The following is a 14,863-nucleotide window of genomic DNA, read 5'->3' as shown; positions in this document are numbered from 1 at the left end:
CAAAGATAATATTTTATGAGTTTTGGACTGAAAATTGAACAAAGTATTTAACTTTTAGATATTTTTGTAATCCAAAACAGTGAAAGCATCTATGAAGATTAAGGACGCGGAAATTATTACGCTGATGCAAGACCCACGAACTCAAGATAAAGGAGTTCGTGCGTTGATGGATGCTTATCAAAGTAGATTGTATTGGCATATAAGAAGGATCATTGTAGATGGAGATCTTGCTCAGGATACTTTGCAGGATACATTTATAAAAGCATATCAGAATTTTCACCAGTTCAAAAATGATAGCCAACTATACACCTGGTTGTATAGAATTGCTACCAACGAAGCATTACAGCAAATAAATAAAATGAAAAAAATGCAGAAAACTGATGAAGACGCTGAATATTATATGCAGAATCTTGTAGCAGATAATGCAGAAAAGAATGCTGACGAAATACAAATTTTACTACAGAATGCCATACAGAGTCTGCCTGAAAAACAGAAACTCGTATTTATGATGCGGTATTATGATGATTTGCCCTACGAAGAAATATCAAAAATAGTAGATATGTCTGTAGGAACATTAAAAACAAATTACCATTATGCCAAGCAAAAGATAGAAGAATATATAAAAGAAAATTACGAAAATAATTTTTGACCAACATAAGATGAAAGAATTCGATATAGAGAAATTAGAACGTAAAAACATTTACAAGATTCCTGATGATATGTTTGATAACATCCAGGAAAGAGTAATGAATGACGTGAAAGCAAACAAAAAAGCGCCCATCTTTAAATTAAACTGGGTGTATGCAGTTGCGGCGTCATTAGCTTTAATCTTTGGAGTTACTTTTGTTTATAATTCAGATCAAAATCAGAATACAGCAAAAGGATCCGGTGTATCGGAAGCAAACTATGCTAAGAATGACCAAGCTCCCAAAAGTGAAAGCGAGATTGCCTATGAAACTTTGAAATCTGATTTAAATTCTGTGGAAAATACAGATCAAATAGTTGAAAATAAGAAAAATAAAAATACAGAGTATTCTCAGGATAATGAAACAGAAAATATAACAAAACCTCAGATAGGGAATACTGTTTCAAAACAAACGGATACTAAAATGAACGAGTATCTGGATTCATTTTCTAATACAGAAATTGCAGAATTAGCTAAGAATTCCACAGAAGACGTTTATTTAGATTTATATAATTAAAAGAAAAGATGAAAAAGATATTATTTACACTTTTTATTATTTATGGCTTTTGTTTACAGGCTCAAAGAACGGATTACGACTGGAAGAAAATGGACCCTAAACAGAGAAAAGAGATAATAAATAACCTTTCTCCCGAAGAAAGAAAAGAGCTTTTGAAGAAATTTAGAGATAATATGATGTTGGATAATCTGAATGTTGATGCAAAGGATAAAGCTGCATTTACTGCAATCTATAATGAATATATAGATAATCAGAAACAAATAAAAAGCCAGTTTAACCCCGATTTTGATCCTGAAAAGATGTCTGATGAAGAGGCTAAGATCAAGCTACAGCAAAGTTTTGAACTTGGACAGAAATTATTAGATAATAGAAAAAAATATGCTGAGAAGATGCAGCAGGTGATTCCTTGCCAGAAAGTATTGAAGTTATTTCAATCAGAGTGGAAGATGAGAGATAAAATGAATGATAGAAAACCTCATGATCACGATGACAATACGGCAACACCTAAACAAAACCCATAATAGTTTATTTTTTTAATGTTGGACGACTCTTACGAAGATTTTTTGTAAGAGTCGTTTGATTTTCAGGCCAAATACATACTTTTGCGCAAAAGTAAATTATGAAAAAAATATTATTATTTATTTTATTCTCAGGATCACTATTTGCCCAGAAAACTGAGATTATAGATCTTTCCAAATCTATTAAAGACAAAAAAAATTCTGTTAAAAGACTTACAGTGATCGATCAAAGACCTAATAAGGAAGTGGGCCATGTAATGTATCATAAAGATCAGGTAAATATTGTTTTTGAAAACAGTGCTGAAAAAGATATTACTGACTGGTTTTTCAAAGATAATCCGATAAGAGGAAAAGATGAGCTGGTTCTATTATTAGAAAACATAGAAATAATAGAAGATAAAAAAGAAAAATTTTCAATAGGGAAGCTTAATTTCCGAGCAAGCACATTTATTAAAAAAGAAGACGGCTATCATTTTCTCTTCAGAAAAGATACTGCTGCGAGCGTTTCATCTCGTACATCGCCTTATCTGGCACAAAGTCTATCTAAAAAAATTACACTTATTTTCACAGATCTATTTAAAAATTCTTATCAAAAAACTCCTTGGGAATTCGCAGTTGCGGAAAATGAGCTAACAGATTATGCTGTTTTGTTGAAGGAAAAACTGGATATTTTTAAAACAGATAAATTAAAAGATGGAGTTTATAAAGACTATTACAGCTTTTTTACACACAATCCTGATCCTGATTTTACATTGAAGACCAATGATAAAGGAATTGTTACAAAGGCTGTGAATGGAGAAGAAAAAATGGGGATACGACACTTTTATGCTTTTGTACATAATGGCATTGCTTATAAAAATATACCAGTTGGTTATGTTGAGATTTTCAAAAATGATCAGGGGCTTTTTATTGAGGCTAAAAAGTCAGATCTATTTCCGGAAACATCAACCAATGGAGCTATGATTGGAGGAATGGCAGGCGGTTTAGTTGGTGGCATTATTGGTGCAGTAATAGATGCAGGGATTCAAAGTAAAAGAAAAGGAGATCCCGGATCTGAAGTTTATCTTGATCCCTTTACAGGACATTATATTTTACCCGAAGGTTTTGATAAAACAAAATAATCTATAAAACAAAAGAGAGACAACTTGTCTCTCTTTTGTTTTTACTTTTTGTCCGTAGAATAAGAATATGGAAAATCTTTTTCATTGGTTCCCCGATTCTTATTCGGTTTATCATCCATTATAAATTGCAGCACAGCACCTTTCATTAATTCCTGATGGTTTAACCAGTTTTTGGAATAGGGCTGACCATTCATATTTAATGATTTTACATACATTTTTTCCTTACTGTTTTCCTGAGCATTGATTTCAATGTTTTTGCCGTTTTCCAAATGGATAATTGCTTTTTGAAACAGTGGAGCTCCCAAAACATATTGATCTGTAGCCGGAGTGACAGGATAAAATCCTAATGCTGAGAATATATACCATGCAGAAGTTTGGCCATTGTCCTCATCTCCACAATAGCCATCTGGTGTTGGCTGGTAAAGACGATTAAGGGTTTCACGAACCCAATATTGTGTTTTCCAGGGTTCACCAGCATAATTGTATAAATAAATGATATGTTGTGCCGGTTGATTTCCATGTGCATATTGCCCCATATTGGCATTGATCATTTCCTGTATTTCATGAATCGTACTGCCATAATAGCTATCATCAAAAAGAGGGGGCATTTCGAAAAGTGAATCCAATTTTTTTACAAATTGTTTTTTGCCACCCATTAATTTTGAAAGCCCTTCTATATCGTGAAAAACAGACCATGTATAATGCCAGCTATTGCCTTCTGTGAATGCATCACCCCATTTGAAAGGATTGAAAGGTTTTTGGAAACTTCCGTCAAGATTTCGTCCTCTTGCCAGTTTTGTTTCTGGATCTATTATTTTTTGATAATTCTGAGAACGTTTGGCATATTCGGCCCATTCGGATTCCGGACGACCCAAGGCTTTTCCAAGCTTATAGATGGTGAAATCATCATATGCATATTCTAAAGTTCTTGCAGCGTTTTCATTAATTTTAACATCATAAGGAACATATCCTAATTTTTTATAGTACTCAATTCCCATTCTACCTGTTGCTTCAGGGCCGGCATTATTTGCACCATGAAGAAGAGCCTCATACAACGTATTGATATCATAACCTCTAAGTCCTTTTATATAAGCATCCGCAACAACAGAAGCAGAATTGTTTCCGATCATACAGTCTGCATACGCCGGACTGGACCATTCCGGTAACCAGCCGCCTTCCTTATAGTCACTGATCAGTCCTTTCTGCATTTCAACATTGATGCTTGGGTAGACAAGATTTAAAAATGGATAAAGAGCCCTAAAGGTGTCCCAGAATCCTGTTCCTGCAAAGCGATAACCAGGTTCCGTTTTTCCTTTATAGGGGCTGTAATGTACAACCTCATTGTTTTTATTGATCTCATACATTTTATGAGGAAAGCACAGCATGCGGTATAATGCAGAGTAGAATGTACGCATCTGATCGATACTTCCACCAGATACTTCCACTTTTTTCAACTTTTCATTCCATGATAACTTGGCCTTTTCGTAAGTAGTATCAAATGAGTCCTTAGAAAGCTCACGTTGTAAATTGAGTTCCGCCTGTTCTAAACTAATGAATGAAGAAGCAACACGTAAGTTTACTTTTTCTCCTTTCTGCGTAGCAAAACCAATGATAGCACCACAATGATTTCCTGTAATATGAAGAGAATCTTTTACAAGACTTTTATCCTTCCATGAAGTGTATTTTGTAAATGGTTTATCTGAATAAATAACAAAATAGTTTTTGAAGCCCACTAATTTTCCACGTGAGTACCTTGTAGAATAACCAACAATTTTCTTTTGGGAAGGGATGATGGTAATACTTGATCCTTTATCGAATGCATCGATAACAACCCATGAACTGTCAGATTTGGGGTATGTCAATCGAAATTGTGCAGCACGTTCAGTTGGTGTAACTTCAGCCGTTACATTATGATTAGCGAGGTAAACACTATAATAATAAGGTTTTGATACCTCCGATTTGTGTGAAAACCAACTTGCTCTTTCATCTTCATTAAAACTCATTTTTCCTGTAACCGGCATAATAGAAAACATGCCGTAGTCATTCATCCAGGGCGAAGGCTGATGGGTTTGTTTTATGCCACGTATTTTATCTGCATCGTACTGATACTGCCAGCCATCACCATTTTTACCGGTTTGAGGAGTCCACAGGTTCATTCCGTAGGGTACTGTTACAGCGGGATATGTATTTCCATTAGAAAGCGAAGGTTTGGAAAGTGTTCCAATTAATGGATTTACCCATTCTTCCGGATGATCCAAAGCTTTTTCCACCCATTGTGATTTTAATTGAGTTAACGGAATAATAAAAAGTAACAGATAGGTTAATTTTTTCATGAGTATAGATCGGTTATTGCCATAATTCAGGTTTTAATTAAATGTTTTTCAAATGTACCTGAGCTTTATGATTTGAAAATAAACTGAAAAGATAAATATTTTTAAAATTTTACAGGCAATTGCAACACATTTTTTTTATAAACAGATCCGTGTTGTATTGCTTATTGCAGGAATATATTACTTAATTTAACGTAATAATATCAACAAGTATTATCTGCTTAAAATCAATAATTAAAATTAATTTCACCCAATAAAATTAAGAGAGAGGAATTGTCTTCGTTTTTTTTATCTTTGCAAATTACAAGGTTCTTAAATGAAAAACATACGAAATTTTTGCATAATCGCTCATATTGACCACGGTAAGAGTACTTTGGCTGATCGTTTATTGGAATATACCAATACTGTTACCCAAAGAGAATTACAGTCTCAGACCCTGGATGATATGGATTTGGAGAAAGAACGTGGGATTACAATTAAATCTCATGCGATCCAGATGGATTATGAATACAAGGGGGAAAAATATATTTTAAACCTGATCGATACCCCTGGCCACGTAGATTTCTCCTACGAAGTTTCCCGATCAATAGCAGCCTGCGAAGGTGCACTTCTTATTGTAGATGCTGCGCAAAGTATTCAGGCACAAACAATTAGTAATCTTTACTTGGCGTTAGAGAATGATTTAGAGATCATTCCTATTCTTAATAAAATAGATCTTCCTTCAGCAAACCCTGAAGAAGTAACCGATGAAATTGTTGGTCTTTTGGGATGTAAGCCTGAGGACGTTTTAAGAGTTTCAGGAAAAACAGGAGAAGGAGTCCATGATTTGCTTGAACAGATCGTTAATAGAATTCCAGCTCCGGTTGGAAATCCTGACGGTCCATTACAGGCTTTGATTTTCGATTCTGTTTATAATCCTTTCAGAGGAATTGAAGCTTATTTTAAAGTAGTCAATGGAAGTATTTCCAAAAACGAAAAAATTAAGTTTTTTGCTACAGGAAAAGAATATGGTGCTGATGAAGTAGGAACATTGAAACTAAAACAGGTTCCTAAGAAAAAGATTGAATGTGGTGATGTAGGGTATATTATCTCAGGGATCAAAGATGCACGGGAGGTAAAAGTAGGGGATACTATTACTTCATTTGAAAATCCTGCTTTAGAAGCTATTGATGGATTTGAAGAAGTAAAGCCAATGGTTTTTGCGGGAATTTATCCTATTGATTCTGAGGATTTTGAAGAATTAAGGTTTTCACTGGAAAAACTAAGACTGAACGATGCTTCCCTGGTTTTCGAACCGGAAAGTTCTGCGGCACTTGGATTTGGTTTCCGTTGCGGATTCTTAGGAATGCTTCACATGGAAATTGTACAGGAACGTTTGGATAGAGAATTTAATATGAACGTTATTACAACGGTACCTAACGTTTCATATCTTGGATATTCTAAAAGAGAACCTGAAACGGCAATCTTAATTAATAACCCATCCGAGATGATGGATCCAACGATTCTGGATAGGGTAGAAGAACCTTTTATAAAAGCTTCTATTATTACGAAATCAGATTTTGTAGGTCCGGTTATGACCCTTTGTATTGAAAAGAGAGGTGAGATTGTTAACCAGAGCTATTTGACCGCAGATAGGGTAGAGCTTACATTTAATATGCCTTTGGCGGAAGTTGTATTCGACTTTTATGACCGTCTGAAATCTATTTCAAAAGGATATGCTTCATTTGATTATACACCAATTGGAATGCGTGCTTCTAAATTGGTAAAAATGGATATCCTGATCAACGGAGATATGGTAGATGCTCTTTCTTCATTAATTCACGATAGTAATGCTTATCATATTGGTAAAAAGATGTGTGAAAAGCTTCGTGAGCTAATTCCTAGACAACAGTTTGATATTGCTGTACAAGCAGCTCTGGGAGCTAAAGTTATCGCAAGAGAAACCATTAAAGCCCTAAGAAAAGATGTTACCGCTAAATGTTATGGAGGGGATATTTCCAGAAAACGTAAACTTTTGGAAAAGCAGAAAGAAGGGAAGAAGAAAATGAAACAGATTGGTAGAGTAGAAGTACCACAATCTGCATTTATGGCAGTTTTAAAACTAAACGATTAATATAAAAAAAGACCGATATCATATCGGTCTTTTTATTTTTAAAGATTTCTTTGCTTGTCAACCAGGCTTCCCTGAACAACCAGTGCTCCCAGTCCCAGGATAATTTCAACGATTCCTAACATGGTAATCAGATTAGTTCCGCATACAATACATTCGGGTTCAGGAAATGGTTTCTTTCCAATAACAATGATAATCACTCCTCCGATAATGATGATGATTACGATAAGTGCTCTCAATAAAGTTTTAGCATTCATAATGGTGTTTTTTTAGTTTTTATATGCCTACTCTTTAAGGTTTTCGGCTTGCCCCTTTTATTACTTCAAAGTTCTGTAATAAAAAGACCAAGATAATCAGTTAAAACCCTGAAAATGAGGTGTGTTTTTCACTAAATTTCAAATAGTATAAATTTCATTTTAAACTATTATTCTTTATCTTATATTTACGAAAAATTTATTTTAAATGAAAAAAATCTACTTACTGGTCGGTTTTTTAGTTTCTGTTCCTATTTGTTCCCAAAGTCTTATTGGAGGAATAAACTCTGGAGGAGTTTCTAATGAAAACCTGATGCACACGGTAGGAGAAATCTATGTGATTCCTACCAATCCCGATGATCAGAATTCCGGAACCATTGGGGTTCTTTATCAGACTGTTTTAAATGTTTTAGGGGTAAACGAGATCGTTACCGAAAAAGCGGTTAGTATTTATCCGAATCCTACAGCCGGCTACATTAATTTTAATGTTTCCTCCTCAACGAGGCTTGAAGATGTTTCTATTTATGATATGTCAGGAAAGCTAGTTTCTCAAAATAAGATAGTTAACAATAAATTAGATTTATCCTTTCTGCTTCAGGGGATATATATTCTGAAATTTAATAATTCTGAATTAAAGCCAGTAAAAATCATTAAAAAATAAAACGATACCATGAAAAAAATATATACTTTATTTTTAGCACTGCTTACTACGGCAGTATTTGCTCAGGTTCCAAAGGGATTTGCTTATCAGGCTGTTGCCTTCAATGCTTCGGGAAATCCGGTTGTTAACGGGCCTGTTTCTTTAAGAATAAGCATTTTGGATAATTCTGCTACAGGAACGAATATCTATACGGAAACGCATTCAAAGACGACCAACTCCAAGGGATTGATAAATCTTAATATAGGGCAGGGAACGGCTGTGTCAGGGACATTTTCTGCAATAAATTGGAGCACGAATTCAAAGTTTGTAAAAGTAGAAATGGATGCTGCAGGAGGGACTAATTATACAAATGTAGGCGTGAATCAATTGATGAGTGTACCTTATGCTTATGTCGCCAAAAAGATAGATGTCTCTTCTTCAGATTCATCATTGGGAGATGATCTTATTGAAAATAAAAGTGTAAATTATGTCTTTACAGATAAATATGACCGAAAAGTCTATGCTTTTAATTCTAAAACGGGAACATGGACTCCACAAATTTATAACGTGAATTATTACAACAATAATTTTGCGGTGCCAGAGGTAACGTCCTCTAACGGTAACTTTATGTTTATTGATAAATATGATAGAAAAGTATATGTATTTAATTCTAAAACAGGAACCTGGTCATCACAGATTTATAACGTAAACTATTATAATAATAACTTTTCGACCCCTACTTTAGTTCCCTTATCCAATGGAAATTTAGTATTTTCGGATAAGTATGATCACAAAATGTATGTCTTTAATTATATAAGTGGAAGCTGGTCATCACAGGTATTTAATGTCAATTATTATAACAATAACAATAGTTTTCCAACCTCAATTTCTTCTGGAAGTAATGTTGCTTTTGTTGACAAATATGACCATAAAGTGTCTGTTTTTAATGCCAAAACAATGACATGGGCTTCTCAGGTATTTAATGTTAACTATTATAATAACAGCATGAGTATTCCTGATGTAACAGCGTCCAACGGGAATTTTATCTTTGTTGATAAATATGACAGGAAAGTATATGTTTTCAATTCCAAAACAGGAAACTGGGCATCACAGTTGTACAATGTCAATTATTATAATAACAGTTTTAGTATTCCTGTAACAAGTGCTTCTGAAACCAATTAAAAATAAAAAGCCGCTTCATTTGAAGCGGTTTTATTTTATTTCTTACGGGTGAATTTTATTTCCATTGTTTTCATTTCTTTACCGGTTTTCGAACCTGGACCATACATTTCAAGGGTTTGATTGTTGTCGTCAACAAATGTGAAGACTTCTCTTACATCACACTCCTTCCCCGGTCTTGTAAGATCTGGCATTTTACCTTTAAATTCAATTGATTTTTTTGAAGCATTCCATTCTCCGGTGGTATACATTATCCCTGTTCCCATATTATCCATCCAGGTGCTTACAAATTTTTTAGTGGCATTATCATATCCTACAATACTTCTTCCTTCGAATGGCATTCCCCAAAAATTACCTTTGTGGGTACTTTCCTGATAACGTCCACCAAAGATCATTTTATTGGTACATTCAGAAGTACTTTTCATTGGCTTTCCTCCTTCTTCCATCCACATTGTATTGTCTCCTATCCATACTCCATCAGATTTAGCTAACATTTTGTGCATGTCGCCAGGAGTAGCATATTCCATCCATGCTTTTGCTGCAGTAGCAGAGTCTACCGGTTTCCATGCTGTAGAATCAGTTCCGGTTGATTCCTTACCCATGGTGGGTTTTCCTTTTTCGCATGCAGTTAACAAAAATGCAGCGCAGAAAATGAACATTAGATTTTTCATAAATATTTAATTTTAAGTTGGTTATAATCAATCTTAAAGATAAGGAATTTTATTTTTACGCTTTTTGGTTTTTTAATGGTGGGACTTTTAATTCAAAAATGTAATTTTGTGTATTCATAACGCAAACTATATTATGCAGGATATTAAAGTAGCGGTAGACGCTGTTATATTTGGATACTTTGATAAAAAAGATTTACAGATCCTTTTAATAAAAAGAAAGATCGATCCTTTTAAGGGAGGCTGGGCTTTGCCTGGTGGACTTGTTCTGGATGATGAAAATCTGGATGATGCCGTAAAAAGAGAGCTGTATGAAGAAGCGGGCATAAAGCCTGATTTTTTAGAACAACTCTATACTTTTGGTAATGTGGGTCGTGATCCCAGAAACAGAGTGGTTTCTGTGGCTTATCTGGGACTAGTGAACCCTTCTTATCATGAACTGTTTGCAGACTCAGATGCTGAAGATGCTCAATGGTTCAGTGTCAATCAATTACCAAAGCTGGCTTTTGATCATAAAAGTATCATTGATATTGCTTTAAAGAGACTTCGCACAAAAATTCAGTATCAGCCGATCGGCTTTAATCTTCTTAATGAAGAGTTTCCATTTTCGGATCTTGAAAATTTATACAAAACGATTGTTGGACAGGAAATTGACCGTAGAAACTTCCGAAAGAAAATAATGAGCTATGGCCTTCTTAATGAAACCAATAATGTAAAAAAAGAAGGGAGTGGAAGGCCCGGGAAATTATTTACTTTTAATCAGGAAAAATATAAGGAACTTGAAGAACAAGGGTTTTATTTTGAGATTAAATGATAGGAAAACACAAAATGCTTTTCACAAATGGCACAACATTATAAGGAAAAACAAAATATTTGATATCAGATAGACGTCAAAAGACATCAATATAAACGGGCTTTAGTCCGTTTTTTTATTAATGGTAATTCATCGACTTTAGCCAAAACATAAAAATAGATTATAGCTTGTGTCATTGTAATGTATTATTTGTACTATTAATATCTAGATAGGATAAAATAAATAAATTGATTATCAGTTAGTTAATTTATTAGCGTAAAAATAACACAAATAAATTTGGAGGATAAAATGATTTTATTTTACATTTGTGTAATAATAACGCAATCATGAAATACATCATACAAAATACAATTGAACTTTTTCAGGAAAAAGGAAACTTGCAATTTTTGTTTTTCTGGGGATATACCATTAAAAATGAAATTTCAAAAGCTTGTTTTAGCCAGTGGTTTCCTGCAAGTTTCAAAGAAAATAGTATTGAGTATAGAACTGCTGAACATTATATGATGGCAGAGAAGGCGAGATTATTTAATGATGATGAGGCGATGTTGAAAATCCTTGAATCAGGAAACCCTAAAGAAGCAAAGAGCTTGGGAAGAGAAATAAAAAACTTTGATCATCAGACTTGGGATAATCATAAGTATGAAATTGTAAAGAAGGGAAACTTTTTAAAATTTTCACAAAACTCAGAATTCAGGGAATTTCTTTTATCTACCGAAGATAAAGTTATTGTAGAAGCAAGTCCTTATGATACCATTTGGGGAATAGGAATGTCAGAGTCTGATTCCAAAGCAGAGAATCCATCTCAATGGCGTGGAGAAAATCTGTTAGGATTCGCTCTGATGGAGGTAAGAGATGAATTGAGAAGATAACACAATCATAATCACAATATAGAAATCATGGAAAAGATCGATTTACATCCACAGATATTTCTGATTGAAGATTTTCTAACCAACCAGGAATGTGAGAGCTACATTAAAATGGCAGAAGACCAGGCTTTTGAGGAAGCGAAAGTCAATATAAACGGTCAGCAGTTAATGAGTAAGGGTATTCGAAATAACGACCGATTAATGCTTTTTAGTAAGGATCTTGCTAACAATCTTTTTGAGAGAGCTTTTGAATTTCTTCCAGAAAATCACGATGGAAATGAAATATGTGACTTTAATGAGATGTTCAGGGTTTATAAATATTCTCCAGGACAAAGATTTAAAATGCACAGAGATGGAAGCTATGTAAGAGACGAGAATGAAAAAAGCTTCTATACGTTTTTAATGTATCTGAACGATGACTTTGAAGGTGGGGAAACAGAATTTGAAAACCTGTTTACAATTGCTCCTAAAAAAGGAATGGCATTGGTCTTTTATCATCCATTAAGACACGAAGGTAAAACATTGATCAGTGGGGCTAAATATGTACTGCGGACCGATGTAATGTATACTATTAGAAAGTAGTTTGAAAAATAAGTGCAAACTCATGTCTAATAGAATTAGTGTAAAAACAACACAAATATTAAATTTTTAAAACTTAAAGCTATGTTTGGTTTCAGACACATCAAATTCGACTCAATGACTTACGTTCTTCATTTTAAAAATGGAGGAACCGTAAGAGAAGGAAGGGGCTTATCATTCTTCTATTTTGCTCCAAACAGTTCTATTGTTGCTATTCCAATGGGAAGTAATGATCTCCCTTTTATTTTTAATGAAAATACGTTTGATTATCAGATGGTAAATATTCAGGGGCAGATCAGTTATAAAATTTTTGATCCAAAGGCTTTGTCCAACACATTGGATTTTACAGTTAATGAATCAGGAGTGTATAAAAAGAATGATATTGAGAAGCTTAATCAAAGGATCATCAATCTTGCGCAGACATCTACATCATCATTTATTCATGAAATGAGTTTAAAAGATGCGATCCGCTCTGCTAAAAAGATAGAGGAGCATATTCTGGAAGGGCTTAAAACTTCAGAAACGATCCAAACGATGGGAGTTGAAATATTAGGAGCGAGTATTTTAGCGGTTCAGACCACTCCGGAAATGGCACGGGCATTAGAAACAGAAACCAGAGAAAAACTTCAGCAACAGGCAGACGAGGCTATTTATGAAAGGAGAAACTTTGCAGTAGAACAAGAAAGGAAAATCAAAGAATCTGAGTTGAATACAGAAATAGCGATCGAAGAAAAACAAAAACAGATCGAAGAAAAGAGAATGGAGACCGAAATTCAACAGGAAGAAAATAATAAGATCCTGAGAGAAATGAAGATCGCTGCTGATATATCAGTTGAAAACCAAAGAAAACAACTGATCGAACAAAAGACAGAAAACGACCGAAAAGAAGCGGAAACACAAGGCTACGTATTAGAAACTTCTTTAAAACCATATAAAGAAATGGATTGGAAAGTTTTAACAGCTTTAAATGGAAATCAGGATGCAAGATCAAATATTGCCCTTGCTTTCAGGGAACTGGCAGAAAATGCAGGAAAGATCGGAAACTTAAACATCAGTCCTGATTTATTAGAAAACCTGTTGAAGGAACATTAAAAACTTGAAGAGAGAGGCGAGGACATTGAAGTTAAAATAGTAAACTAACGCAATCAGTAATACATTGTACATTTTACAATTAAAGAAAAGCCATGAAAATAGAATACGCAATTATCATTAAGAACAAAACGAGATTGGAATCTTTGATTGAAAGATTTAATACCAAAGCCCAGGCTCAGTTTTATATTGAAAGTTCAGGTGGGGATTTTCAGGAGTATGTTGCTGAACATGAAAAGTTCTGTCAGTCTTTTCTGGAAGTTCAGACAAAGCTTTCTAAAGTGATCAAGAATAAAGTACTGGAAAGAGAATTTATGCCTTCCTATATTTTTTCTGAAAAGAATCTTATTGTGGTCATAGGACAGGATGGGTTGGTTGCAAATGTTGCGAAATACGCTAAAAACATTCCTATTGTCGCGATCAATCCTGATGAAGAAAGGTATGATGGTGTACTGCTTCCTTTTAATGTTAAAAACTTTCTCAATGGAGTAAATGCTGTAATAAACGAAAATTTTAGTTCAAAGAAGATGAGGTTTGCAGAAGCTGTTCTGAATGATGGACAAAAACTCTTAGCAGTTAATGATCTGTTTATTGGTATTTCTTCCCACAGCTCTGCCAGATATAAGTTAATGCTGAACGGAAAAGAAGAAACGCATTCTTCCAGTGGAATTATTGTTTCTACAAAAACAGGAAGCACGGGCTGGCTAAGTTCTATTTTCAATATGGCATATGGCATTTTAGGATCAAAAAAACTAAAATATCCAGAACTCAATGATGAGGATCTATACTTTGCGGTGAGAGAACCGTTTAAAAGTAAAGCAACGCAAACGGACATCTGTGGAGGGATCTTAAAAAGAAGAAATAAGCTGATCATAGAATCATTAATGCCAAATAATGGTTTTATATTTAGTGATGGAATTGAAAAGGATTTTTTGCAATTCAACAGTGGGGCGACGGCAGAAATTAAGCTGTCTGATGAAGAGGCGGTTTTGGTAATTAATTAGGAAATTAAAGATGAAGACGATAAACTATTTAAAAGGAGATGCAACAAATCCTCAAACTGAAGGAAATAAAATTATTGCGCATATCTGTAATGATATGGGAGGGTGGGGAAAAGGTTTTGTTTTAGCTATTTCTAAAAAACGGAAAGCTCCTGAAAAAGAATATAGAAATTGGTTTAAGATCAATTCGAACTTTGATCTCGGAGAAATCCAGTTGGTTAATGTGGAAAAGGAAATATGGGTAGCGAATATGATTGGGCAACATAAAATAAATACAAATTCCCAGGGTATTCCACCAATTAGATATAAGGCTGTAGAAGAATGTTTAGAAAAACTAAATGATGCAGCTTTAAGATTAAATGCGAGTATCCATATGCCGAGAATAGGTTGTGGCTTAGCAAGAGGGAAATGGGAGGAAATAGAGCCGATAATTAATAGAACATTGTTGAAAAATAATGTAAAAGTATGTGTATATGATTTCGAGTAAGAATC

The 14,863-nt window shown here is 34.2% G+C and carries 16 protein-coding genes; 13 read left to right on the top strand and 3 right to left on the bottom strand.

All coding sequences use genetic code 11. The features are described 5' to 3' along the window. The first annotated feature begins 91 nt into the window (after positions 1-91). The 4 genes from NG806_RS15630 (at position 92) to NG806_RS15615 (ending at position 2,841) form a co-directional block, all read left to right on the top strand. The gene (locus NG806_RS15630) at positions 92-649 is read left to right on the top strand and encodes an RNA polymerase sigma factor (protein WP_214829847.1); all 558 of its coding nucleotides are present in this window, start codon (positions 92-94) and stop codon (positions 647-649) included. 10 nt (positions 650-659) lie between these two features. Next, positions 660-1,202 (top strand): hypothetical protein, encoded by a 543-nt coding sequence (locus tag NG806_RS15625; protein ID WP_214829844.1) that lies wholly within the window; start codon positions 660-662, stop codon positions 1,200-1,202. 8 nt (positions 1,203-1,210) lie between these two features. Beyond that, positions 1,211-1,723 carry a hypothetical protein gene (locus tag NG806_RS15620; RefSeq protein ID WP_214829841.1) on the top strand — a complete coding sequence of 171 codons (513 nt, stop codon included), beginning with the start codon at positions 1,211-1,213 and terminating at the stop codon, positions 1,721-1,723. A gap of 98 nt (positions 1,724-1,821) precedes the next feature. Then, a complete protein-coding gene (locus NG806_RS15615) occupies positions 1,822-2,841 on the top strand; it encodes a hypothetical protein (protein ID WP_214829838.1) in 1,020 nt (339 codons plus the stop codon). 41 nt (positions 2,842-2,882) lie between these two features. Here NG806_RS15615 and NG806_RS15610 read toward each other — a convergent pair whose 3' ends face one another. After that, positions 2,883-5,174 carry a GH92 family glycosyl hydrolase gene (locus tag NG806_RS15610; RefSeq protein WP_261510517.1) on the bottom strand — a complete coding sequence of 764 codons (2,292 nt, stop codon included), beginning with the start codon at positions 5,172-5,174 and terminating at the stop codon, positions 2,883-2,885. 313 nt (positions 5,175-5,487) lie between these two features. Here NG806_RS15610 and lepA point away from each other — a divergent pair, with 313 nt between their 5' ends. Continuing rightward, positions 5,488-7,284 carry a translation elongation factor 4 gene (lepA, locus tag NG806_RS15605; RefSeq protein WP_214829832.1) on the top strand — a complete coding sequence of 599 codons (1,797 nt, stop codon included), beginning with the start codon at positions 5,488-5,490 and terminating at the stop codon, positions 7,282-7,284. 38 nt (positions 7,285-7,322) lie between these two features. Here lepA and NG806_RS15600 read toward each other — a convergent pair whose 3' ends face one another. Beyond that, positions 7,323-7,538: a hypothetical protein gene (locus NG806_RS15600; RefSeq protein ID WP_214829818.1), complete on the bottom strand. Its 216-nt coding sequence runs from the start codon at positions 7,536-7,538 to the stop codon at positions 7,323-7,325. Between the two features lie 205 nt (positions 7,539-7,743). Between NG806_RS15600 and NG806_RS15595 the strand changes: the two genes are divergently transcribed. Then, positions 7,744-8,196: a T9SS type A sorting domain-containing protein gene (locus NG806_RS15595; protein ID WP_214829815.1), complete on the top strand. Its 453-nt coding sequence runs from the start codon at positions 7,744-7,746 to the stop codon at positions 8,194-8,196. Between the two features lie 9 nt (positions 8,197-8,205). Continuing rightward, the gene (locus tag NG806_RS15590) at positions 8,206-9,357 is read left to right on the top strand and encodes an NHL repeat-containing protein (RefSeq protein WP_214829812.1); all 1,152 of its coding nucleotides are present in this window, start codon (positions 8,206-8,208) and stop codon (positions 9,355-9,357) included. A gap of 35 nt (positions 9,358-9,392) precedes the next feature. Here NG806_RS15590 and NG806_RS15585 read toward each other — a convergent pair whose 3' ends face one another. Next, a complete protein-coding gene (locus tag NG806_RS15585) occupies positions 9,393-10,025 on the bottom strand; it encodes a DUF1579 domain-containing protein (RefSeq protein WP_214829809.1) in 633 nt (210 codons plus the stop codon). A gap of 133 nt (positions 10,026-10,158) precedes the next feature. Here NG806_RS15585 and NG806_RS15580 point away from each other — a divergent pair, with 133 nt between their 5' ends. The 6 genes from NG806_RS15580 to NG806_RS15555 all read left to right on the top strand — a co-directional run bounded on the left by NG806_RS15580 (position 10,159) and on the right by NG806_RS15555 (position 14,858). Continuing rightward, positions 10,159-10,836, top strand: coding sequence for an NUDIX hydrolase (locus tag NG806_RS15580; RefSeq protein WP_214829793.1), 678 nt, complete (start codon positions 10,159-10,161; stop codon positions 10,834-10,836). A gap of 326 nt (positions 10,837-11,162) precedes the next feature. Then, positions 11,163-11,705, top strand: a complete 543-nt coding sequence (locus NG806_RS15575) for an NADAR family protein (protein WP_261510512.1) — start codon at positions 11,163-11,165, stop codon at positions 11,703-11,705. Positions 11,706-11,732: 27 nt separating this feature from the next. Continuing rightward, positions 11,733-12,284: a prolyl hydroxylase family protein gene (locus tag NG806_RS15570; RefSeq protein WP_214829787.1), complete on the top strand. Its 552-nt coding sequence runs from the start codon at positions 11,733-11,735 to the stop codon at positions 12,282-12,284. Between the two features lie 114 nt (positions 12,285-12,398). After that, on the top strand, positions 12,399-13,373 hold the full coding sequence (locus NG806_RS15565) for an SPFH domain-containing protein (RefSeq protein WP_261510510.1): 975 nt from the start codon (positions 12,399-12,401) through the stop codon (positions 13,371-13,373). Positions 13,374-13,465: 92 nt separating this feature from the next. Continuing rightward, positions 13,466-14,374, top strand: a complete 909-nt coding sequence (locus tag NG806_RS15560) for an NAD(+)/NADH kinase (RefSeq protein ID WP_261510508.1) — start codon at positions 13,466-13,468, stop codon at positions 14,372-14,374. Positions 14,375-14,384: 10 nt separating this feature from the next. Beyond that, positions 14,385-14,858, top strand: a complete 474-nt coding sequence (locus NG806_RS15555) for a macro domain-containing protein (RefSeq protein ID WP_261510507.1) — start codon at positions 14,385-14,387, stop codon at positions 14,856-14,858. The last annotated feature ends 5 nt before the right edge of the window (positions 14,859-14,863 follow it).

It is taken from the genome of Chryseobacterium paludis (genome assembly GCF_025403485.1).
GTDB classification, from domain to species: Bacteria; Bacteroidota; Bacteroidia; order Flavobacteriales; family Weeksellaceae; genus Chryseobacterium; species Chryseobacterium paludis.
Note: the sequence above shows the minus strand (reverse complement) of the source record. Positions and strands in the feature narration are given on the sequence as shown.

Excerpts from the sequence above, each read along its gene's own strand:
- NG806_RS15630 (WP_214829847.1), top strand. The coding sequence starts at position 92 with ATGAAGATTAAGGACGCGGAAATTATTACGCTGATGCAAGACCCACGA.
- NG806_RS15625 (WP_214829844.1), top strand. The coding sequence starts at position 660 with ATGAAAGAATTCGATATAGAGAAATTAGAACGTAAAAACATTTACAAG.
- NG806_RS15620 (WP_214829841.1), top strand. The coding sequence starts at position 1,211 with ATGAAAAAGATATTATTTACACTTTTTATTATTTATGGCTTTTGTTTA.
- NG806_RS15615 (WP_214829838.1), top strand. The coding sequence starts at position 1,822 with ATGAAAAAAATATTATTATTTATTTTATTCTCAGGATCACTATTTGCC.
- NG806_RS15610 (WP_261510517.1), bottom strand. The coding sequence starts at position 5,174 with ATGAAAAAATTAACCTATCTGTTACTTTTTATTATTCCGTTAACTCAA.
- lepA (WP_214829832.1), top strand. The coding sequence starts at position 5,488 with ATGAAAAACATACGAAATTTTTGCATAATCGCTCATATTGACCACGGT.
- NG806_RS15600 (WP_214829818.1), bottom strand. The coding sequence starts at position 7,538 with ATGAATGCTAAAACTTTATTGAGAGCACTTATCGTAATCATCATCATT.
- NG806_RS15595 (WP_214829815.1), top strand. The coding sequence starts at position 7,744 with ATGAAAAAAATCTACTTACTGGTCGGTTTTTTAGTTTCTGTTCCTATT.
- NG806_RS15590 (WP_214829812.1), top strand. The coding sequence starts at position 8,206 with ATGAAAAAAATATATACTTTATTTTTAGCACTGCTTACTACGGCAGTA.
- NG806_RS15585 (WP_214829809.1), bottom strand. The coding sequence starts at position 10,025 with ATGAAAAATCTAATGTTCATTTTCTGCGCTGCATTTTTGTTAACTGCA.
- NG806_RS15580 (WP_214829793.1), top strand. The coding sequence starts at position 10,159 with ATGCAGGATATTAAAGTAGCGGTAGACGCTGTTATATTTGGATACTTT.
- NG806_RS15575 (WP_261510512.1), top strand. The coding sequence starts at position 11,163 with ATGAAATACATCATACAAAATACAATTGAACTTTTTCAGGAAAAAGGA.
- NG806_RS15570 (WP_214829787.1), top strand. The coding sequence starts at position 11,733 with ATGGAAAAGATCGATTTACATCCACAGATATTTCTGATTGAAGATTTT.
- NG806_RS15565 (WP_261510510.1), top strand. The coding sequence starts at position 12,399 with ATGACTTACGTTCTTCATTTTAAAAATGGAGGAACCGTAAGAGAAGGA.
- NG806_RS15560 (WP_261510508.1), top strand. The coding sequence starts at position 13,466 with ATGAAAATAGAATACGCAATTATCATTAAGAACAAAACGAGATTGGAA.
- NG806_RS15555 (WP_261510507.1), top strand. The coding sequence starts at position 14,385 with ATGAAGACGATAAACTATTTAAAAGGAGATGCAACAAATCCTCAAACT.